17 protein-coding genes are annotated in these 21,966 nt (G+C 36.6%); 2 read left to right on the top strand and 15 right to left on the bottom strand.

The window, feature by feature from the left end; genetic code table 11:
* Positions 1 to 29 precede the first annotated feature (29 nt).
* The 14 genes from ACYVBM_RS17140 to ACYVBM_RS17075 all read right to left on the bottom strand — a co-directional run bounded on the left by ACYVBM_RS17140 (position 30) and on the right by ACYVBM_RS17075 (position 17,947).
* Entirely contained in the window at positions 30 to 2,132 is a 2,103-nt protein-coding gene (locus ACYVBM_RS17140; RefSeq protein ID WP_460686920.1) for an AAA family ATPase, read from the bottom strand.
* Between the two features lies 1 nt (position 2,133).
* Entirely contained in the window at positions 2,134 to 2,598 is a 465-nt protein-coding gene (locus ACYVBM_RS17135) for a hypothetical protein (protein WP_460686919.1), read from the bottom strand.
* Positions 2,588 to 3,466, bottom strand: coding sequence for a hypothetical protein (locus tag ACYVBM_RS17130; RefSeq protein WP_460686918.1), 879 nt, complete (start codon positions 3,464 to 3,466; stop codon positions 2,588 to 2,590). The genes ACYVBM_RS17135 and ACYVBM_RS17130 overlap by 11 nt, the downstream gene beginning before the upstream one ends.
* Before the next feature lie 456 nt (positions 3,467 to 3,922).
* Positions 3,923 to 5,620 (bottom strand): hypothetical protein, encoded by a 1,698-nt coding sequence (locus tag ACYVBM_RS17125; protein ID WP_460686917.1) that lies wholly within the window; start codon positions 5,618 to 5,620, stop codon positions 3,923 to 3,925.
* Positions 5,621 to 5,778: 158 nt separating this feature from the next.
* Entirely contained in the window at positions 5,779 to 6,696 is a 918-nt protein-coding gene (locus tag ACYVBM_RS17120; RefSeq protein WP_460686916.1) for a hypothetical protein, read from the bottom strand.
* Positions 6,697 to 6,743: 47 nt separating this feature from the next.
* The gene (locus ACYVBM_RS17115) at positions 6,744 to 7,448 is read right to left on the bottom strand and encodes an RloB family protein (RefSeq protein ID WP_460686915.1); all 705 of its coding nucleotides are present in this window, start codon (positions 7,446 to 7,448) and stop codon (positions 6,744 to 6,746) included.
* Entirely contained in the window at positions 7,441 to 8,754 is a 1,314-nt protein-coding gene (locus ACYVBM_RS17110) for an AAA family ATPase (protein ID WP_460686914.1), read from the bottom strand. Before ACYVBM_RS17110 ends, ACYVBM_RS17115 begins: the two co-directional genes overlap by 8 nt.
* Positions 8,755 to 9,157: 403 nt before the next feature.
* Entirely contained in the window at positions 9,158 to 10,435 is a 1,278-nt protein-coding gene (locus ACYVBM_RS17105; protein ID WP_460686913.1) for a hypothetical protein, read from the bottom strand.
* Positions 10,436 to 10,653: 218 nt separating this feature from the next.
* Positions 10,654 to 10,851 carry a hypothetical protein gene (locus tag ACYVBM_RS17100; protein ID WP_460686912.1) on the bottom strand — a complete coding sequence of 66 codons (198 nt, stop codon included), beginning with the start codon at positions 10,849 to 10,851 and terminating at the stop codon, positions 10,654 to 10,656.
* A 90-nt stretch (positions 10,852 to 10,941) separates the two neighbouring features.
* The gene (locus ACYVBM_RS17095; protein ID WP_460686911.1) at positions 10,942 to 11,559 is read right to left on the bottom strand and encodes a tetratricopeptide repeat protein; all 618 of its coding nucleotides are present in this window, start codon (positions 11,557 to 11,559) and stop codon (positions 10,942 to 10,944) included.
* Between the two features lie 474 nt (positions 11,560 to 12,033).
* Positions 12,034 to 12,534, bottom strand: a complete 501-nt coding sequence (locus tag ACYVBM_RS17090; RefSeq protein WP_460686910.1) for a hypothetical protein — start codon at positions 12,532 to 12,534, stop codon at positions 12,034 to 12,036.
* A gap of 1,503 nt (positions 12,535 to 14,037) precedes the next feature.
* The gene (locus tag ACYVBM_RS17085) at positions 14,038 to 16,362 is read right to left on the bottom strand and encodes a TonB-dependent receptor (RefSeq protein ID WP_460686909.1); all 2,325 of its coding nucleotides are present in this window, start codon (positions 16,360 to 16,362) and stop codon (positions 14,038 to 14,040) included.
* Between the two features lie 77 nt (positions 16,363 to 16,439).
* Positions 16,440 to 17,219, bottom strand: a complete 780-nt coding sequence (locus ACYVBM_RS17080; protein WP_460686908.1) for a response regulator transcription factor — start codon at positions 17,217 to 17,219, stop codon at positions 16,440 to 16,442.
* Between the two features lie 470 nt (positions 17,220 to 17,689).
* Positions 17,690 to 17,947, bottom strand: coding sequence for a hypothetical protein (locus ACYVBM_RS17075; RefSeq protein ID WP_460686907.1), 258 nt, complete (start codon positions 17,945 to 17,947; stop codon positions 17,690 to 17,692).
* Positions 17,948 to 18,137: 190 nt separating this feature from the next.
* On the opposite strand from ACYVBM_RS17075, the gene ACYVBM_RS17070 reads away from it, so the two are divergent.
* Positions 18,138 to 18,797, top strand: coding sequence for a TetR/AcrR family transcriptional regulator (locus ACYVBM_RS17070; RefSeq protein ID WP_460686906.1), 660 nt, complete (start codon positions 18,138 to 18,140; stop codon positions 18,795 to 18,797).
* Between the two features lie 216 nt (positions 18,798 to 19,013).
* Positions 19,014 to 20,306 (top strand): aminotransferase class I/II-fold pyridoxal phosphate-dependent enzyme, encoded by a 1,293-nt coding sequence (locus ACYVBM_RS17065; RefSeq protein WP_460686905.1) that lies wholly within the window; start codon positions 19,014 to 19,016, stop codon positions 20,304 to 20,306.
* Positions 20,307 to 21,746: 1,440 nt separating this feature from the next.
* Here the strand turns inward: ACYVBM_RS17065 and ACYVBM_RS17060 are convergent.
* A partial coding sequence (locus ACYVBM_RS17060) for a glycoside hydrolase family 97 C-terminal domain-containing protein (RefSeq protein WP_460686904.1) occupies positions 21,747 to 21,966 on the bottom strand: 220 nt, incomplete at its 5' end.

The following is a 21,966-nucleotide window of genomic DNA, read 5'->3' as shown; positions in this document are numbered from 1 at the left end:
GTCTTGAGTTCTAAAATGACTAAATGTAATTATAGAACGGTGTCGTTATTTTTAAGTTCCCGTTGAATAAATAAATTTTCCTGCGAGGCCAAATCGATGATGTTAGTAAATGCTAAATCCTGTGTAGCTTCTTTGAAATCTTCGTCAGAATTTTGAAAGGATGCTAAGACAATTACTTGCTGATTTCTATATTGCTCTAATTCACTCAAAAATACCCTGAAGTTCTCCGTAGCTGCTGACTGTTGCTGTGGCTCGTCAAAAATCAAAATTAGAAAGTGATTGCCGGAACACTCAATAGATGTGTTTATTAATGTAGTGTAATAAGCCCATTGTGCTCTAATAAAATCGCTGGCAGAGGATTCAAATCTAATGTCCACTTGCTTAATAAGATCATTAGCCATTCTGATTTCGTAAACGGGTAAATATTTTTCGGGGGAAATTTTTATGGTGTTTACTGGCTTTGAAGTGAATCCAAATTTTTGTAGGAGGGATTTAAAGTATTCCTCGAATTCTTTCAATTTATATGCATCGCTAGAAGATAAATAGGAATTTGATACATTAATCAATAAGGATTTAGCCTTTTGATACTCCTGCCCAATTCTATAAAGATCAGATAAAAGCAGCTCGAACTCTTCTCTTAGTCTATATAAAAAACTCAATTCCCTTTCCAAAATAACTTTCCTTTCAATTACTTCTTCTGACGGCAGACGATCATCACTTACTAATGTTTTTTTTAAAGATCTTATTCTTTGCCGATTACCTTGAATAGCTTTCTCAAGACCCTCTATTTTAATGTCCTTTTGGGAAATATTTGTCTTTAAATTGCTTACAAATGCCGCAATCATTTTACGCTGGGCATGTAGGTAACTGATATTTTCATCAATTCTCATCGGAACGAAATGCAGATGTTCCGTTAAAAGGGTGTCATTAATTCTTTGGTTACACGTAGGGCATATGCTATTGCTGATTTTGATGTTAGAGTCGAGGCCAATTTTTTGCAACTTTTCAGCGTCCTTATTTTTCCTTAAGTCTTCTTCTACATTATTTAACTGAGCGAGATATTGTCTGAGTCGTTCTCTATCTTGGCTTACTTCTGAACTTAAATTTTCATACACTAACTCATAGCGTTCGGTATTAATTTTTAGCTTGTCAAGCTCGTTCTCAATTCGTTCAATATTGTTATTAATAGGCACATGCAGTTGCTCTTTGGCTTCTTTCAAGTCTTCATTTAGAGTAGTAATCAATTCAGTTAACAACAAGGATTTGTCACCCCTGGTAAACCTCAAGTAGGGTTTTGTGTCTTGCGATAAAATCTCAGGAGCATTTGGAATTCCAATAACTTCACTGCCTCCTCGCTTAGCAGAACTATTAATATTATTCACAGCTCGGTTCCAATCATCATTTATTTCTTTAAGTTTATTTTGAATTTCCTGTCTTTTCGCTGCCGTTTCAAATACATCAAAATTGAGAATGTACTCAAAGACCTTTGCGCTAGCATCCCGTATTTCATAATAAGGGATATTCGCATAAAAGTCTGACCAACCAGCTTTTTGCTCAATAAAATGGGCTGCAGAAATTAGCGGAAGAAAGAGTTTAACCCTTTTTCCGTCTTGATTAATAATTTCTGGTAACTCAGCCCCAATAAATTCTTCTAAAAATCTATGAAAGCCCACATCTTCGTTTGACGCCCCACCCTTATCATGAATATACATTGGCTGTCTTCGTAGTTCCACTCCCGGAGTGGTAATAAGAGTGCCAAAAAAAACTTCAACAGCTTGCGGCTTTATCTTTTCATTTACAACAAATCGCTTTGTGGTAATAGTTTCTTTGCCATTGGAAAACTGAAGATAAATTTCGGACTGTATAACGAAATTCTCTTTTTCTGAAATCTGTCCATTATTATTTATTAGTTCTTTTACAATCGATTTAAAGACTGATTGTAATGCTTTCTCATTCCTACTACCTAATATTTCTTCAAATCCAAATCCATAGAGTAATGCACCGAACAATGAACTTTTACCAGAAGTATTGTTGGCTCTGATAATATTCAATCCTTTCTTGAATTCAATCATTCTTCCAAATGCTCCCGTATTTGTATGTATTACTACTTTTATTGCTTCAATCTGAATCATACTATTTATTAAGCCCGTCTGTTAATTTATTAATGAACTCCTCTGTTACTTTTTGCTTTCCAATATAGTTGAGAAAGTTTTTTTCACGAACAAAAAGATCCTTATCCATTTTTATTTTTTTTTCCAATGCCAAGCCTATTTCCGTCAGCACGTATTTGTCATCGTGTAATTGGATTAGACCTTCACCTACTGCATAGTTTAAGGCCTTGTTAAGGGCAGGCTCAACGCCCCATGAAACTATTTTGGAGAGATCGTTATTAATAAACGCCATTCTTATAAACGCCATATTTTTTTGGGATTTTAGAGCCCAAATAAAAAAATGAAGCTTGTTAAGCGAAGATTTACCTGCTCTACATACTTTATCCAATATCAATACAATTAAACCAATTTTATACATTGGCCGATAATCAGCATTCAATGGGAGGTCTCTTGTTCTAAATCCGCCCTTTATGATTTCAGTTGGCATCTGCTGTTAGTTCAAAATATAATGGACAAGTAATAATCCAAAATGAAATACAATAATTCTTTAATCGAATGATTGTTGATTCATCCAAGTGAGGAAATGCAGCTCTGATTCTATTTTCAATATAGTCCCTTACTTCGTTTACAAACAAGTTAGGCTGAATAACTCGTAGAATGCATCGTTCTTTTAGTTCGTCTTCAACGCTTGCTAATAATTCGATAAATCGCTGATGATTGTCAGGTTGTGTGCTTCGCCATATTCTTAAAATCGATTCTCCATTTAAATAGAGTCTAGCTGTTTCATCTGTTAAAGCATTGGTATGTTTATCAATATTTTCATTTTTTCCAGAGGACCTAATTCGTATCTCATTTTTTTCTAGTGCTTTTTGTACTAAGTCAATTTTTGTATCTTTCCATTGAATGATTTTTTCATCATTTGAATCTTCTAAATTTGGAGTGATTGCTAATTTTTTACCAGTTTGATCAAAATATTCTCCAATCTCAGGAGCATAGTCATCACACTCATGAACCAGTATCTGGAATGTGGCATTGTCTATAAATGGGAGATCCCACGACTTTACTAGGTCTCTTTTCGTGTTGCAGTGAGTTAGGAGATCGTGATGCCCCATTCTCGGAGTAATTAGAATCCAACATTTTAATTTTGTACCTCCAAAAATTTCTAAAAGTTCTTTTTGATTAGTTTTAAGCTTGTTGATATCGTCTGTAATCTTTTGCCGTTGTCGCTCATAAAGTTTTTTGTTCTCTTCATTAATTTCAGGACAAAAGCACTGAAATGCATGCCCATCTTTTGTATAGCCTTCTATACCAAAATCACCTGGCGATGCCATTACTCTTTGGTAGCCAACGCTCATATATTTTCTTTTAAGAATTACTTGAAACATATTCTCCCAAGAACTACCGTTAAAGCTGCCATAATTAGTAACAAACATCGAAAGCTAAGTTAGTTTTAAATTTATCTATTTCATTTCCCGATTAACATTTGAATTAAGATAACTAATTGAATTAGCTACTTATGTGAAAATAATATAAAAAATTTATATATTAATAGACCAACTTTAGAATTTAAATTGTATAGTACTGATAAAAGTAGTCCAAATTTTATATAATCGGTTAATAATTAACAATAAATAACGTCTATTCTTCCCAGTATCGGCAGGAAAAATTCCGCTTGCTTCGATGCCGCCCGGGTTCACCAACCTGTCCACCACAACCCTGCAAATGCCACAGATCCGATTTAAAATCTAGTAAAACGGCCCTATTAGCTACTGAAGGAAATTTCTTATTCATCAATCGCCCCGTACCTCACATCACTCCTTGCCTTTATTGATATCTTTATACTTTTCCATTATATCGTTCAGTACTTGTGGAACGGTAATGAGCGGTAACCCTTTTCGAGGTATATAATACAAGATATACTCATCAAACGACATCATTTGATTCCCCAAATTATTCTGCCCCGTATATGTAATATAAGCGTCTAGACAATCGCCCAGGTCCAATTTGCCCTTTTGAAAATAATCTTGATAAAGGATCAGCGTATCCAGATTGAATAAGGTGAGCGCCTGTACCCCGGAAAAGTTAGGTCGCTGTTTAATTAAATGCTGGAACTTACCATCTAAAAAATAATTAACACCTTCTGTTTCCAGTGCCATGTCAGTGTAAACCAATATAGGATAAATTTTCATCTCATCAGGTTCAATAGGATCGAAATTGAATTTACCTTGCTTTATTGTCTGGATACTATGGAGTAGTTGATGTATCGCTTTACTTTGTCCCTTCGAGGTTGTCTCAAACTTTTCAACCAGTTCCTGCTTAATTCGCTGGGCATCGCCACTGACTTTAACATCGCTTCGGATGGTTGTATCTTTAAATTCAAATAAAAAGATACATTTATCTTTACGCAGGTAGAAGTCTGGTTCCCCTTCCTTTAAATAAACTTTTAATTCCGTTCCGCTGAGGCTTGTATCACTACAATCTTTAAAGCATTTCATGACTGCGTAAAAGAGCAAAGTTTCAGAAAACCGGTTGCCCATATCCCTTTTAAGAATACCAAAATTAAATTCTGGTGCTCTCAGTTCTTTCATTACGCTTACAAAATCAAATAGGAAACCATTATAAAGTTTGTCAATGAAAAAATCCGGATTTAAGAATAAGTATTCTCCGGGCTTAAATTTGTAAAGTGGAAATTGGCGCAGGTGACGGTGATCCTCTATTGCCCTGACTTCCCGGTCATTGGCGCAAAAAGTGTCTAATATGCGAGTAACAAAAGAAGCGCTTTTGGGAATGACAATTTTATTACTTGTCTGCTCATTTCCAATCACATTAAGGTATATATCCAAGATGTAATAAATGTAAACGGAATAGTGCTTCAAGTTATAATAGTCGAAGAATTTTTGGATATATTGAACATACTCCGGGTCATTAATGCAGAACTCGAAGAAGTAGTAAATTTTTATAAAAGCAACCTTGTAGGATCTTTCTATATGCCTTTTAAAGCCTATCATTTTGGATGGCATTACCACATTCAAAAATTCTTCAGGGGTGCCTTTTACACCATGGTCAAATAATGGTTGTTCTTCCACCACTGATAAGCGGTTACATAAAAGTAGCGAATGAAAAAATCTGCTCCAATCTGACATGGAAAAGCTATCTCGCTTTTGATTATTTTCTTTGAGAACATACTGAATAAGCTTTAAGCAGGCATCGGGTGTTGTCAGGAGAAATGCCGAATTGTCAAACACGCTATACCTTTGCATATAGGCGACAATAGCAAGCTGATCTTCTTGTAGAACTCGAAACATTAAATTTACTAAAGTGTTTGCGTGGAAGGCTTTTTTATTCGCTGTCAGGCTCGTACTAAGCATATGAAACCAACCCGATGCCATCTCAAGAGTCGCATACATGGGTAAACCTTCGAGCATCTCCTCAATACTTATATTTATGTCGCTCCCGTAGATTGCCCCATGCGTGAGCACGTATTGTTCTGCATATGCTACATTTTCCATCTTCGGAGAAATTGATTAAAGTGATAAATTAAATACTCCAATCTAATGAACAACTTTGTTTGTAACCAGTTTTGGCTCCCATACTTTTTCATAGTAATTTGGTGTTACAGGGCCAATTCAGTTGCAATCGGCTCCTCTGGGCAACTCTGCTGTTAACGTTACAGGTACTTCTTTAAAATCCAACCCGCTTGCGGGTAACCCTCTTCACTATCATATTTGATATAGGCCCATTGTTTACTGCTGTACATTACCACGACTTCAGTGCCTGGTTGAAGAGTAGCAATTATTAACGTTTTTTTCTTGGGCTTGAGTTTTAGTTCACAGCTGCGCTTTATCTGTATCTTCTGTGTCGTTTTATTTACCTCCTGTTGAATGTAGATTAAATACTCCTCCAGTAACTCTTGTTTTTGCTCCACTTCAGTCAAAGTCTTTGTTACCTTTTCAGCCGTTTGATCGGTAAAAGAAGCAATGTATTGATGAATGGACATCAGTATAACAAGTATTTCAATTAATTGCCACATTTTTTTTCTCAGGTTCGCCTTCGGGGCGGGAGCTTTTACCTGTTCCAGAATAATGTCTATCTTTTCTTGGATATTCTTTATCGGTGCATCTGGAAGCAACATCGAAAGTTCCCGGCTGCGCTGGAAAAACTCGCTTAAGTTTACATCGAAAGAGGAACTTTGCTTAGCGGTGTAGTGCCTGGATATCTTACCGGCTATATTTTCAAAAATACTCTGCAGGTTCGTTAATTGAGGCAGAATTAAATTTTCAGAATTCAATGCAGCACTGAAGTTCATTTGAGTGATGGCTTTGTGAAGACTGGGTTGTGCTGCGTTAATGATCCCTAACTTATGAAGCGGGGCGATCATTTCACTCGCGAGTCTATTGCTCTGGATGGCATCATGAAGGGGTGTAGTTAACTTAATTTTTTCGAAAATTTTATTGAGAGCGTTAATGTGAGGCTGCATGATACTTTGTTGCTCAAATGCTGCTTGGAACTTGCTCTTGGAAGCTTGAAGAGCTTCCACCCAACTTGGAGCTTTAATGATGCTTTGCCAATCTTTTGGTTGATACACGGAAATAACTTTATTTGTGGTGAAATGTTTTTCTATAGATTTTCTTATTATTTAACATACTTATTCAACTCCTCAACAAGCTGGTAAACGGTCGTGCAAGGACAATGAAGATAAAAGTCCGAGCGGGACTGATAGCTTTCATGAAGTTCTTTAGCACGTCGTACGGCGAGTCTCTGCTCCTTGCTATCATGACCCCCTAGTAGTTCATAAATTGTTTTACAAAAACCTGCTTGCTTGGATTGCTTTCTAAAACTGGTAAGCCCCCACTTTTCTTTTAGTATTTCATAAATATTGTTTCGGTTCAGTGCCGTATCTATCTTTTGATAGTGCAGCAGAAACCAAAGTTCAAAAGCATCATTGGACCAGGCAACCCTTAAGCCATATTGATTAGCCTTCACAATGGATTGATTAAAGTCTTCTCTTTGAGTAGCGGCTTCATCTGCTTTGATATCGAAATCATAAACACACCATATTTCCCGATCCTGATACTCCGGATGGGATCGAAGTAAAATGGCATAGTCTACAAGGGCTGACTTAGATCCCCGCCCTCCTTCTATTATCACCGTTTTTCCTGGTACCCGGAAGCTTCGGAAGTACTCAGGTTCTGTATTTAATCCCTCACAAATGATAAGGAATAACTTGGCTTTCTGAAATCTGTCTTCCAGGTAGGGATTTTGCTGGATGCCCAGTCCTATAGATCTGAGATAATGTAGATTTCGTTCAGTTTTACTCGGTCTTCTAAAATCACTCATCTTCATGAAGTTTATGAGTGATAAGATCATCGAAGTCATCCAGGAAAGGAACGGCATTATAACTCCCTTGCAGGTACTCTTTCTCATACGAAGCATCTTTTCTTACACCCTTGTATTCAATCAGTGTCCTTATAGTGCTCATGCCATATTTGTCTTTATCTACGAGTGCAATCTGATCACGCCTTAACTTGCCTCTGCGTAGTAAGCCCGTGTCGTGGGTGATAAATATGAGTTGACTATTGTGTGGGTTAGTTTCTTCATTATTATAAAGTTCCACAATTTTTAAAGTAAGGTTCGGGTGCATGCGGGCGTCAAGTTCATCAATGATCACAGGCGTGCCTGAGTTAAGTGACTCCAGCATCAGCGCACCAAGACCAAAGAGTTTCTCTGTTCCTTCAGACTCCCAGGTACCGAATGGGACAAAGATGGTATTAGTGATTTGGCCGTCATGATTGTATACGGAATGACGGGAGAATAAACCTCTTACAATGGATTTGTCATCGACCGGTTTGTTTTCTATATCTTTTATATGCTTTCCCGAATACACTTTAAATTCCTGGATTTTCAGGTCTTCGACTCCCGTATCTGCAGATCTTAATAGTTCTTTGATGCCTTCTTTTTGCCAACTCGAACGACCTTCAATAATTTGTAAAGCGTAATTGATACCCTTTTGGTCATTTACACCATCGATAATCATCATAGAAAGCAATGTCTGCCTGATGCCACTGCTAAATTTATTGCCACTCAGTGCTGCTGCGGTAAGAAAAAGCGCATCTTCCCGGAATAGCTCGCTGGGATCGGTTTCAACCTGATTGTAAAACAGTTTAGAGGCAATAAAGCGACTCTCACTGACGGTCAGGTTTTGCCCTTCTCTGGTGAAATACTCGCCTCCGTTCAATGTGGCTTCAAAAAGCCACTCATAGATTACCTTATTTTTTAGTATTTGAAATCCATAACGGAAAGGCTTATCCTGATGAATAAAGGTTAACTCAAAGAAAACAGGTTCTTCTTCCCAGTCAGTAATTAACTGGTAACGGTTTTGCCAGATCAATCCCGCCATCCCTTCGTGACTAACTGAATTACTTATCATGTTAACGAATATGCCAATCGCCTTAGCCAGATTCGATTTTCCACTTCCGTTGGCGCCAACTACGGCCTTCGATCGAAGCAGCCTAATTCCTGCACTTTCAAAGACATGATCTTCGTTAAGACCATTATCATTGGAACGTAGAGGAGAGGCCTGGAGGCTGAATTTTTGAAGGTCTCTGAAGGATCGGAAATTGCCTATCTGAAATTCTATAAACATAACCAAAGATACCTTATTTGTGATATTTTCACAAATGTTATTACTGAACACACGGTGCCAGTGGAGCTTTTCTAGTAAACAGATATTCTGATTACATCCTTTAGCTTATGTTTCACGATTTAGGGATCTGCTGACTCAAATGCTTTTCTAAGTTTCGATAATTTGAGATTCAGTAAGTAGCAGCGTTAAAACAGATTGAGCTACACCCTACATTTCTTAGATCATATACGCTGTTCTCAATACCCGAAAGGGGGAGGACCTGAATAACCTCTGCTTAATAAGACGATCAAATTTTTGAAGGTTATAGTACTTTCGAGCTCAATCTATGTTCAGTCATATTCCCTTCGTTTAAGGAGATAGTTTAGGAACGGTCGTTAATGATAGTTTACGTGGAATATCTTGCTTACTGACCACTGATTTTTATTACATACTTTAATAGGGGCCTTTGAGTCTGAAGATCATTTGAAACTTGAATAACCCCATAACCAAATTCCCAGTCAAAGGTGGCCTCACCTTTCCCGTATACAAAATCCTCTTTTTTTAATTTAAAATCTTCATCATCTTCATACCCGAAAAAATTACAAATACGATCAAGTAACCTTTCTGATTCCGAATAGTAAACGAATGATGAGTAGTTTTTAAATACTTTTTTGAATTCGAGAATGATGGAATTTTGTTCACTGTAGTCATAAATAACGGCATAATTAAAGAAGTTAAAGTAGAATACAGGTAATTGATAAGCATAGGTGTTCACTGCTGCACCATCATCTTTTAAATATTTTTCAACCTGATTTTCCTTCTTTATTAAGTGATACGCATCTTCCATAAAGCTATTTATATTATAGGTAAGGTGCATTTTGGAGCTTATTACTTGAATAAGTTCATCAGGTGATAGAATAACCGTTGGAATATTAAACTCTTTAAAAAGGACCTTACTTTTAGTATCGAGCTTCTTATCCAGTACAACAAAGTAGTCGCAGTATGCAGAATAAAAAGAATGATCGGCGTCAGTCTGTATATTCATCATATTGTCCGTAGATTTAGGCAATTTATCAGACTTATAACCCATCATATCCAGCAACAGATAAGCTGTGGTATAATACTCGTATCTTGAAGCGGGCTCTTTTTTATGTTTAAAACAGGTATCTACAAATTCCTTAAAGGTTAGGTTCGTTTTACGGTCTGTCAAAAATTGATTGATATTTCCAATGACTTCTTCGACCTCCCAATTGCCGGCGTTTGATTCCAATTTAAATCCTTTCTCACTGATCGTTTTTCTGAAATCTTTATAATAATCCTTGTCAGAAAGCAGATTTTTGGAAAAGGGCATTACCTTCTTCATCAGATCCCACATCGATGAATTGTCATTGATCCCGGGAAACATTTTCTGGAGTAAATCCTCGTTTTCGGCGTTTACTCTTATTCCTGAGGGAGTAAGTTTATAGAGTGATTTAATTAAACCTCCAAAATTTCCCAGACCTAATTCTTCATCATTTAATTCATCCAGTATTTTTTCGAGATCTATATTTATAAAGGCGTCCTCATTATCCTTCTCGTCCTGAAAATACTCTTCTGGTGTTACGCGAAACACTTCGATCCCTTCGGTGCCCCATCTTAGCAGATGGTGTTCTGATATCTGCCCTAATAAATTTAAATCCTTATAAAAGCTATCGTTCTCCAAACTATAACTTTTCATCAGATCTTTGAAATGGGCAGGAGTATAGGGGAATTGCAGTCGGTCTCGGTGTTCAATGATAAAGTTCCTTATTTCGGAAAATTCATCTCGCTTTAAATTACTGATGACACCCCAATCCAAATAAATACGTATCATCTTTATTAGTTGAGTATTTAAATTCCTTACGCTTTTCAGTATTTCCTATTACTAACTTTGTTCCATCATTAAGCACCCACTATTTCCTGTTTATCAAAGTAGATCATATCTGCCATAAGATAGTAATGCTCGTCCGATCCTTGAAGTACTTTTCCATTCATGATCACCTCAAAAAGAGGAAAAGTTCTGACATAATCTAACTCTAATCGTGGCTTACCATGACCATTAACCTGTGGAGGCATACTATCCAATGCGCTTTTCATCATTCGACATCCTTGGCTGTCGACATCATTTGAACTTAGTGTATACCTTTTTTTAATCATTAGATTATTGATTTAATTATAGCCCCTGTCACTTTAGTTCCTACTGATAAACTGTAACAAATCCTCATCTTTACTCCAGAGTTCCGTCGTCCTTTCCCAATAAAGGAATGCTTCTTGTCTGCTACCCATAGGTACACCATTTAATGGCCGATCAAACTCGTCAGCAGGGAATTCATGTTTATTTTTAATCAACTCTTCGGTCACAAAAGGATGTTTTAACTTTGCTTCTTTAAGCGCCAGCTTTGCATTTTCGAAGTCTTCAACTTTATAATAAGCTACTACTTTTGCAAATAAATACTCTAATGCACTATCATCCTCCAAAGTTAACAGGAACTTTAAAAGCTGATCATACTTTTTGAGGAATAGGAAACATTCAGGAATTAAATAACGAACGCCCTGATTGTCCCTGGAATTGAGTTTCATCAACTGTTCAAATTTATTAATTGCTTTTTGATATTGTCTTTCTTTCATGTATTCAATACCAATTGCCGCAAATGTTCTTAACACAGGTCGGTTGTCAAGATATCCCCAAAGTAGTTCGTCATTATTAAAGTCAAAATCGAAGGGGAATGCTTCAAGAGAGATAACATGTGCTTTGTATATTAATGCATTGCCCTCTGTAGGTCGGTTGGTTTCTGGGTTGAGTTTCAATTATTTCATTTACTTCCCAAAATAGTTCGTAAGTATCCTCCACAATTTTTGGGTAAATGGTTCTCCAATCTCCAGATAAATCTTTTTGAATAGTGGTTTGTTCTATCATAATAATGGCAACTTAGTAATATAAATGAACTGTTCCAAATGAATTGACTTTTCTGTTAGCTATTTCATCCAGTTAAATATAGTTATGACTTATTGTTGACCAACAAAACTTTTAAATCATTTAAAATTCAGGTTTGTCGAATCCGGTCTTGCCCATAGATTTTGCAAGAAACTGAGATTAACGGGAACTTTTCAGAAATTTTATAGCCTAGAAAATGTAGAATAAGTATTTTCTTGGACTTCCGCACTTTGTATGCCTTTGTGCTTATTGCCCAATTACAGTCTACGGCTCTTTATCATCTTGGATACAAGACAAAAATTCTCGGACTCGGCATTGGCTTAACAGAATATAGTTTAAAGATTTTTTTAAATGAGATTGAAAGAAACAAACTCAGAATGCGAAACTGTAGTATCAGGGTATATCTTTTTACGAAACACTGCAAATACAGTTTTAAACATTTCATTCAAAGTATCTTTCTCAGTTTGAAAGGTAGGGTCGGTAACGCTGAGTGTAGAAATACGCAAAAATGTATTAAGAAAATTATTCAACAAGCTCAAACTTTCATCATCCAACCATGCCCAGGCCACAAAATAAGCTTGCTTAAACTTAGCGTTTTCTTCGATCGTTACTTTAGAGCCTGTGTTCAGTGCTGCCATGCTTGAAAGGATTTTCTCGTAAACCTCTCTTTGCTTCAGGACGAATTTACTCTTCGAGGAAAATTCATACTTGACTGCTTCAACTTTGGTTGTGATTACTTCGATATCCTGTTTTGTTGCCATATTTTTACCCTTTTCCTTAACGTAGCTTTGTAAAAATAGCATATATGCAAGAGCTGCAGCGTTCATGATAATAGCGATAATATCCATAATAGTTTTAGTTGTTAAGGTAAATAGAATTTATGATCTCTAACATCAAAGTGATGTCCTAAGATATGACTAAAGGGTAAAATTAAAAATATTTACCTCAAAATTTTTGACTGTTAAACTCTAGGTGCCGCATTGTAGTTTTAGAGAAAAGTATACAATTTCAAACGTAATGATGCATTGATATTCGCGCTCAAAACATTATTATCTGCTACATTAGCGTATGGGTTGACAATAACTCTGTCTGGTTGCCTTAGTCGTACCTGTTCTATACTGTTTCCTGTCTAAGATTGATTAGAACGGCTCATTAAAATAACAGGCAAAACAACGCTACTATCTTTAATGGTAAAGGAGGGCGAATTTGCAGATGTGTTTTCAAAACAGAAATTCATTCATGTCTTGTCTAAAATAGGCTGACACATTCTTTCAATTTGTTGCACAAAATACTTACATTTGTATTGACAGGAAATAAGCGCTAATAAGTAATTAAAATCGGCTGAAACGCAGTCCTGACGCATATTACATAGAACTGGTTTATAGCCCGTAGATTGAGAATCCAGTCTCGGGAACTTTTGATTAATTTTCTTAACTTAGCATAAGTTCTTTTTCTGCACTGTGGTGTGAGTCATTCGGTGAGTATTGATATTTGAGATTTTACAAGTGATTGAAAAATAGATTAATAGGGAAGCGTTTCGAATCCTGTCTTCCCGACTAAAGTTTTTTTGAAAGAAAGGGACAAGTTAGGTGAGTAAATCAGTGAGTATTTTAAATCTGATTTCTGAAACTTAATACTGGCACGGGTTTTAGCGAATAGCTGTCGTCCTGTCTCCCCGACTTTTAATATTGATTATCAATATTTTGTAAAATTAGGTAGTTAGATAGGTAGCAATTTTACCGTCTGACTACCTTTTTTATTAGTCCGGAAACGGAGACAACCAGATGGTACCCGCACCCGCATTGGAGATGTGAAGCTCAATTACCTTTGCTGCTCATTTCTAGGTTATCCATAAAGCTCAATTAATAGCTGTTTGAAATATGGGGCACTTACACTACATAATCTTGATAATCGTCTTGTCGTCTTGTTATTTGTACTCTAATTTTTTTTCGTTCGTTCTCAAGTTCGGCTACAAATTCACAATCAGGAAAACAGTCAAGTATTTTAGTATCTAATTCCCATTCTTTAGTCGCTTGTGAACTCTATTTGAAAATAGCTTTCATACTCAAAGAAATATATTGGAAACTCGATTTTAGAATTTACTAAAGAAGTTTTAATGCATTCAATGTCTGTTTTTCGATTTACTATAATTGAAATTGCCGTTTGGTTCATTGAGGATGGCTGTTTGTTTAATAGGGCAACGGTTCTTGGCTTGTCGTAGTGGGGCTTTTCAGCACAACTTGATACAAAGCACGCAGTTCAAATTTAGCACAAATTTTCATATGAAGAATGCCCGACCTCATTACGCCGAACCCTTGTTGGCAGCATGTGGTTCTGTCTGTCGGGAAATGCTAAAACTCAATTTTATAGCTTATGTTTGGTATAAAAGTCGCTTCACGGTTGGTGTCCACCGTTTGATCCTGGTAGTTGTAGCGAAATCCTAAATACTCCTTATACTGTGTCAGGTTGATGATTTTGAGTGCAAATTCGTGGGCTGTTTTCTTTTTGTTGATTTTGTAGCTTGCCGTAAAATGGCTTGTAAATGCAGGCGGATATTGTTGTGAAAAGGCTTTTGTTTCGTCAAAAACCACGTCTTGATCGGCAAGTGATTGAGTGGTGTTTATTGGCGAATAATGGTCGCCTCCTTGAAAACTACAACGTGTATTTAAACTTAAAATTTGATTTTGCTTTTTACCCAACAACCACTCTTTACCAATTAAAAAGTTTGCAGCAAAATCGCGATTGTAGCGTGTGTCTCGCCATACATTGTCGCCTCCCTGATATTGAGAATTGAACAACGATACTGTTGCCATATAGTAATAGCCTTTGGACAGGTATTTCTCAAAGGTAATGTCCAATCCGTAATTTCTTCCTTTACCTGAGTTTTGAAGTTTACCGTCAAAAAACCAATCGTTTTGTTGATTGATTAAAGAAAACGAACTGCCTGCTATTACAGGCACGTCAAATAAATGCTGGTAATACGCTTCAATTTTCAGGTGGGTAAATTCCGATGTGCTGATGTCGTAGCCCAACACCAAATGATGTGCTTTGGTAAACCCTAAATCTTTATTAATATATTGGTTCAGATTGTCTTTGATAAAGTAATAGTTTAATCGTTCCAAACGACTGTGCAAACCATACGCAAGACTAAGTGTTTGTGTAGTGGCAAATCTATATTTTATGCCCGCTCTCGGCTCTATTGACCAAGCATTATTATAGGAAAACCATTGTCCTGTCAGCCCAACGTTTATGCTTATTTTATCGTTAATATGCACCAAAGAATTGCTGTAAGCCGAACCTAATGTGCTGTTACCTCTCTCGTCAACAAGGGTCTGCAATGCTGTGCCTGTTGTTACATTTTTCAGTGACATATTGTAGCTCATATTTGTGACTACAAAACCCGATTTGTTGGTGTGCTTCGCACTGAATTTGGTGTTGAGAAATGATGTTGCAACAAAATTATAGTATTTGTTGCTTATCTCGTTTTTTGGAAAAGGATTAAAAGCACTGTCCAATCTTTCGCTGTACTTATCAATTCCGTTTGCTGTTGTGGCGAAGGTGGTTTTCAGATATTGTTTGTCATTCAGTAAAATTTTGTGGCTGATTCCTGCTGCTCCCATAAACTGTTTTGCATCTTCATTTTCTCTGTCCAAATCATACTTCCATTTGCTGATATTATCCTTCGCCTTTGCGTCAGAATGGTCAAGCAAACCCATTCCCCATACAGAAAACGTTCCTGACCTTTTTGTGGGGAAATTTAGTTTGAATGACAAATCCTGATAGGTTGTTCCTGCCGCATTTTCAGGCAAGATAGGTGCAAGTAAACCTAATGTAGAGTAGCGGTAGTTGAAAATATATGAAGATCTGCTTTTCTTTGAAATAGGACCTTCCGAAGCGACATCAATGCCTATTGCACCCAATTGAAAAGTATGTTCGTGTTTTTGATTGTTTCCGTTTCTCATAAAAATATCAAAAACACCCGATAGGGCATTATTGTATTCGGCAGGCATTGCTCCTGAAAAAAAATCGGAGTTAGCTAAAAGCTGTGTGCTTAATGCGGTAAGCCCGCCACCGCCAAAAGCAGATAAATCGGCAAAGTGATTGGGATTTGAAATTTCAACGCCTTCTAATTTCCATTGTAAAGATTGCGGGCTGTTTCCCCTTACCACAATCGCATTGTTGCCTACATTGCTTGATACACCTGCAAAAGCGGAAACCAATCTTGCAGGGTCGTCAAAACCACCTGCGTAACGTTCAGCTTCTTCCACACTCAACATTTTTGCACTTACGGTAGCCATTGAGTTAAGCGGTTGTTCCTTGTTCACTTTTGATTTAATCACAACTTCTCCCAATGTGCCTGTGCTTTCTTTCATTGTAATATTCAACACTACCTCTTTAGCTGATGTTACCTGAATTTCTTTCAGCACAACAGGTTCGTAACCCATAAACGATGCAATAATATTGTATCGCCCAACGGCAACATTTTTAAGCGTAAAATTTCCCAAACTATCCGTAACAGTTCCGGTTGCGGTATTTTCCAAACCAATTGAAGCATACGCCAATGGTACATTAGATGCTTCGTCAATAATAGTCCCCCGAATAGTTTGCGTGGGTTGTTGGGCAAATATGCGTGTCGTTATAAATAAGAGTATGATTACAAAAATGCTTCGCCACATAAATTTGATATAATAAACTTTACAAAAGTTCTATTTATCTCAATCGCTGGCAATACTGATTTATCAGTATGCGGCAGCTATACCAACCCTAATTTTGAAGCCAACATAACCGCTTCCATAGAATTGTTTACGCCTAATTTTTCTAAAACTCTTTGCCGGTAGGTATTTACCGTGTGTAAGCTGATGGCTAGTTTATCCGAAATTTCCTTGCTTAAAAAACCCTCTTTCACTAATTTCAATACTTCTGTTTCTCTTTTGGTAAGAGCAATGGCTATGCCTTTTTCCGATTCAATAAATGGGATGATTTTTCCTATTCTGAAATTTAATAATTCACATACAATGGATTCGTCCAGGTTCTTTTGATTGGGTGAAATGTCCAAAATACTTAGTGCCAACCAAAGATTGCCTTTGTTGTCCAATTCCAAAACCTGCTGTTGCTCAATAACACGAACATAATTGTTGGCGGCATTTAAAACACGAAACTCACTAATGAGTTTATAGTTTGCCTTTTCATCGGTTGGAATATTCTGGAAGAATTTCAGCAAACTTATTCCGTTTTTCATCAACATTGTAAAATCGGTCGGGTGAATTTTTGAATCCAAAAAATGTTCCCCGGTTGTTTGAACTTCCTGCAGGCTATAGCCTAACATTTCTCCAATGTTGAATGAATTAAAAACGTGTCGTTTTTGGCAAAAGTCAAAAACAGTTATAACTGAGTTTCCTATTTTAGCCAATTTTTGCAAGCTGTATTTATACCTCTCAAGTATTGAATAGTCCAGGTCGTCCTTTTCAAATTTTTGCTGTTCAAGCAACCTAAAGTAGGTTTCGTTAATGTTTGCTGCTTCTTCTTCTGTCATCTGTCACTTTCTTTTGCGGGGCGGTCGTTTTTACCATTGCTGCCAACGCGCCGATTGACGAAAAATAACCGTTTTTAACGTTTGTTGTCGATTGTAAGCGTTTAAATAAAACGACTATATTTCCAAAAAATGAATTGGTCCAACAGGTTATTACTGTCGCATATGATGTACTTTTATATTGGACTATATTTTTATTTCATTGATTTTTATGTAGTTATGATTCTGCTAATTTAATGATAATACTGTAGATAGAAAGTACTTAATATGAAAAATAGATTTTTGATGTTGGCATAGCCTGAAAAGTAAAAATGCCACGCGGTGTTCCGGGTATGTAATTTGTACTCGCCCAATTGCTCATGATCTGTTGTTATCCATGCAATCGTGCCATTTTTTTTACACTTTTTGAGAGGATTCGAAATGGATTCGAATGTGCGACCACCGATAAGCGTTAAGAAGGAGATCAATCACGTTTATGCGCGTATTACTGTTGATGGTGATGAAAAAGAATTTCCGACCAAAGAACAAATTGCTGCCAGCGGTTCAGGCAAATACTTAGCTGAAGCAAAAAAGAAATAAAATGGATGAAGAAAAATAAATGCAAAGGGTGATTCCTGCTCTATTAAAAACTTAACATTATGAAAACTGGTCAGATCCTTGTTAACCCATAAAAAAATATTTTTAATTAAAATAATTATAAATACTGCAAATACCAGACTTATACTACCCATGAGTTTAACCAAAGTTCTGCTTAGTTTATATATAAATGATACTGCTTTATTTCATTTTGTTTATTGATTAAGTAAATTTGGAACGTATTTTTTCATAAATGTGTCCAACTAAAATTAAGTATAAGTGATGAAAGCCAGGCTACAGAGCTTTGGCAAGCCATTAAAATGCAACTATTAAACCTATTATACATTGAAAATAACTAAAAAAAAGACCCGTAATGTTCCAACCACCTATAATAAGGAAAGAACAAAAGATAAACTGATCAAAGCGATAGGCAAAATCCTTAAAAAGGAAGGCTTCCAGAATGTTCGGATTAACAAGGTGGCTGAAATAGCCGGGGTTGACAAAAAAGCAATATATGTGTATTTTGGCGGGTTAGATGGATTAATAAAGGCGTATCTGCGACAGGTAGATTTTTGGCAAATTGAAAAGCAGAAATTGGAGAACAACAATAATAAAGAACTACCTGAAATCACCAAAGATTTCATGTTTGAGTTGCTTAAAGCAGACTTTCAATATTTTTCCCAATCCTCCGAAATGCAAAAATTGGTTTTATGGGGCATAAGCGAAAAAAATAAAACCATTCGTGCCCTTACAGACGAAAGAGAAGAGCTTGGAGAGAAAGTATTTCAGAAAGCTGATAAAATTTTTAAGGATACCGAGGTCGATTACAGGGCTTCAATAGCCATTCTCGTTTCAGCTATCTATTATATAGTGCTGCATGTTAAAGGAAATGGCAGTACCATGTGCGGAATAGATATGTCTACAAAGGAGGGTAAAGAAAGGATGTTTAAGGCATTAGAAAGATACCTGAGTTTTACTTACAAATACGCTGATACGCCCTTATAAAAATACTTCATAAAACACGATTAAACCCCGTTTTGAAGCTTCAAAAACGGGGTTTCAGCTATGTTTTTTATTCAGTGCTGCATGTATTATTGATTTCATTATAAATTTTACTAATAACTAATTAATCTATAAGAAGTTGATTGAAAAACACCGATTGGTGGAAAATATTTGTATCTTAACATCGCTATTACTTCAACTAAAACGATGAACAGCAATATGAATCATCAAAAATTTATAAATAACGTTTATGAAACTATTTCAAAAGGAGTAAAAAGAGGCTTACTGCATTTGATCCAGGATGGCACATTAACTACCGATAACAAAATCGGTATTAACGGTTCTAAGCTATACAATTTCACCTCTTGCAGCTATTTGGGCTTAGAACATGATGCACGGCTGAAAGAAGCTGCAATAGATGCTGTTCAAAAGTATGGCGCTCAATTTTCAGAGTCGCGGGCTTATGTTTCTATAAAACTCTACGAGGAACTGGAAGAATTAATGTGTGAAATTTTTGATGCACCAGCAATCATTGCCCCCACCACTACATTAGCGCATTTATCGGCCATACCTACCTTATTAGAAGTGGGAGACGCCGTTATTGCAGATCAGCAGTTGCATAACTCTGTACTCAGCGGTATCAATGTTTTCCGGGGCAACTGGCCTGTTCATTTTGAGGTGCTAAGACATAACCGGATGGATTTGCTTGAAGAGAGAATTAAAGCGTTACAGGCAAGCCATGATAAAGTGTGGTATTTTGCTGATGGTATTTACTCGATGTTTGGAGACAGATGCCCGACCGAAGAAATTTTTAGTTTTTTAGAAACTTACGCTTCATTTCATGCTTACATAGACGACGCGCATAGTATGAGCGTCTTGGGAAAAAATGGGAAGGGGTATGTAATTGGTAACAGGCCCATTCATGAAAGAATGATCATTGCATCCTCTATGGCAAAAGCATTTGCTACAGGTGGTGGCATTTTAGTATTCCCTGATAAAGAACTGGCAGGAAAAGTAAGAACCTGTGGGGCTCCCTTTAACTCATCCGGCCCCCTTCAGCCTGCAACGCTTGGCGCAGCAGTGGCATCGGCCAAAATCCATCTTACTGATGAAATTTACCAATTGCAGGATGAACTGAAGCAACGCATCCAATATGCCAATTCACTGTTTAGTCAAACCTCACTACCGGTTATATCAAATTATGACTCTGCGATATTTTTTATAGGAACCTCTAAAGAAGAGCTAGCCTATGAAATTATGGAACGGATGATGAAAAGAGGTTTTTTGGTCAACCTCGGCGTATTCCCCGCCGTATCAAAAAATCATTCGGGTATTCGGTTCACTATTACGGTATTGCAGACCTTCGAGCAGATAGAAAACATGATTACTGCACTTGATGAGGAGTTCAGAGAGGCCTTACAACAGCACAATTACTCGTTTGACCAAATTAATAAAGCCTTTACACAAGTAGCTGGTTTAGACAAAAGATCAATAGGAACATTCCTGACCTAGTAATTATAGAAGCAACCCCGAATGTAGAAATCTATATCCGGCGTTGATACATTTCCTTTCTTCCTAAACCTTTCTTATATCAACCTGATACAAGTGGTCGGCGACCCGCACCCAAATTCTGCTACAATTTTATGCCGGATCTTATACCAATGCGAATATTTTTGCTTTTTAAAGCCTGAAGAATATTTGTTTCTTATAAGTTGTAGTACCCTCAATCCGTCAAGTATAATATCACTTTTTCCGACATATCTACATGCGCCCATTGATACAATTAGTTCCGTCAAAAAAACAATGGAAAAGACATGTATGATCACTTAAAGAAAGAAAACTTTCACATGGAGCTATCCGGCTGCGTGAAAGTTTTCTATACGTTTCATAGGTTCTAATTTATCATAGGGTATCTAAATCTACTGGCATATTTTTTTCCTTGCGATAACCTCTTTCGCCTATTCCATATTACAACTGATAATAGTAAAAAAAGATATTGCAGGTGATAAAAATACCATTTGGCACCAAATTTATCACCATTTGGTGAAAAATTAAAATTATTTTTTTTATCGAGTAATATTGGGCACGCGTTTTTGAAAATTTTTGATATCCAATTGAGTAATTATGTAACTCGAACTATTAGTACCGAAATGATCTTATTTTGAATACATTAGCTTGTGTTCTCCTTATTTATACAGTAGATAGCCAGACCAATCCCTGTGCTATAAAAACCGAATTAAAATTTAAAAACTGTAACCTGCAGGACTGTTACGGGCATGCTTAGCCTTTATAGCCATCCTGTTTTCACATTTTATTTAAAAATCAGTGGTATAGTTTTTTCTTAATACTTATTGTTCAAATTAATCCTGCCATTGGCAATGATGTTTTAAAGTACAAGACTATGATACGTAAACTTAAATCTGGTAAATACCGAATTTATTCCAGGCATCCTGACAAAAAGACAAAAAAAAGAAAAAATCTGGGAACTTTTGATTCACTGGAAGCGGCAAAGAAGCATGAAAAAGAAATCCAGTATTTCAAACACCATTAAGATCAGGCGGGCAAGGTTTCAACAAAACGAAACCATTCTATTGGAGCATGTGCAGATAAATGAAATAATCAACTGCATGATATAGTACTATTTGCATACATATAGGATGAAACTATATTTAATATCATCCAAAGTATGCCTTCATCTGTTGAGTTATTTATGCCGTCCCGCTAGCCATCCCAGAATTTGAAGTCACCCCAGATTTCGATATGAAAATTCTTCAAATATGCCCAATTCTGTTGTTCTACTTTGTCAATGCTCGTAAAACACTCACGGCTGCAAGCGCTTTTTACAAAGTCCTGCATTTATTTCATTCTTTTTAACGAATAACAATTCCAAAAAAAATTCCCGACACATAAGGCATATCGGGAATTGATAACTCTTGTATTAAACTTAGATCTTTATAGTTTCTGCAACCTTTTTGCTTGCGTTTTATCTGTAACAGGAACCATACTTATGGCATAACCACCGCCGGGAGCTGACGTCTGAGTAAGTTTCGATTTGTTGGTCACCACAGCTTTTCGAATGGTATACGCCTGGGGGTTGGTTTTATAATCCGCATCTTTAGCATCGGCATAGATAGTGGCCTCATATAATTTGCCCGGCTCCAGGAAATCAAAC

It is taken from the genome of Niabella aquatica, from assembly GCF_054779315.1.
Note: the sequence above shows the minus strand (reverse complement) of the source record. Positions and strands in the feature narration are given on the sequence as shown.

Bases quoted from the DNA above. Each gene is read 5' to 3' on its own strand.
- ACYVBM_RS17125 (WP_460686917.1), bottom strand. From the start codon at position 5,620: ATGGAAAATGTAGCATATGCAGAACAATACGTGCTCACGCATGGGGCA.
- ACYVBM_RS17075 (WP_460686907.1), bottom strand. From the start codon at position 17,947: ATGGGTAGTATAAGTCTGGTATTTGCAGTATTTATAATTATTTTAATT.
- ACYVBM_RS17115 (WP_460686915.1), bottom strand. From the start codon at position 7,448: ATGAGTGATTTTAGAAGACCGAGTAAAACTGAACGAAATCTACATTAT.
- ACYVBM_RS17140 (WP_460686920.1), bottom strand. From the start codon at position 2,132: ATGATTCAGATTGAAGCAATAAAAGTAGTAATACATACAAATACGGGA.
- ACYVBM_RS17080 (WP_460686908.1), bottom strand. From the start codon at position 17,219: ATGACAGAAGAAGAAGCAGCAAACATTAACGAAACCTACTTTAGGTTG.
- ACYVBM_RS17065 (WP_460686905.1), top strand. From the start codon at position 19,014: ATGAATCATCAAAAATTTATAAATAACGTTTATGAAACTATTTCAAAA.
- ACYVBM_RS17100 (WP_460686912.1), bottom strand. From the start codon at position 10,851: ATGATGAAAAGCGCATTGGATAGTATGCCTCCACAGGTTAATGGTCAT.
- ACYVBM_RS17130 (WP_460686918.1), bottom strand. From the start codon at position 3,466: ATGAGCGTTGGCTACCAAAGAGTAATGGCATCGCCAGGTGATTTTGGT.
- ACYVBM_RS17110 (WP_460686914.1), bottom strand. From the start codon at position 8,754: ATGTTTATAGAATTTCAGATAGGCAATTTCCGATCCTTCAGAGACCTT.
- ACYVBM_RS17085 (WP_460686909.1), bottom strand. From the start codon at position 16,362: ATGTGGCGAAGCATTTTTGTAATCATACTCTTATTTATAACGACACGC.
- ACYVBM_RS17135 (WP_460686919.1), bottom strand. From the start codon at position 2,598: ATGCCAACTGAAATCATAAAGGGCGGATTTAGAACAAGAGACCTCCCA.
- ACYVBM_RS17090 (WP_460686910.1), bottom strand. From the start codon at position 12,534: ATGGATATTATCGCTATTATCATGAACGCTGCAGCTCTTGCATATATG.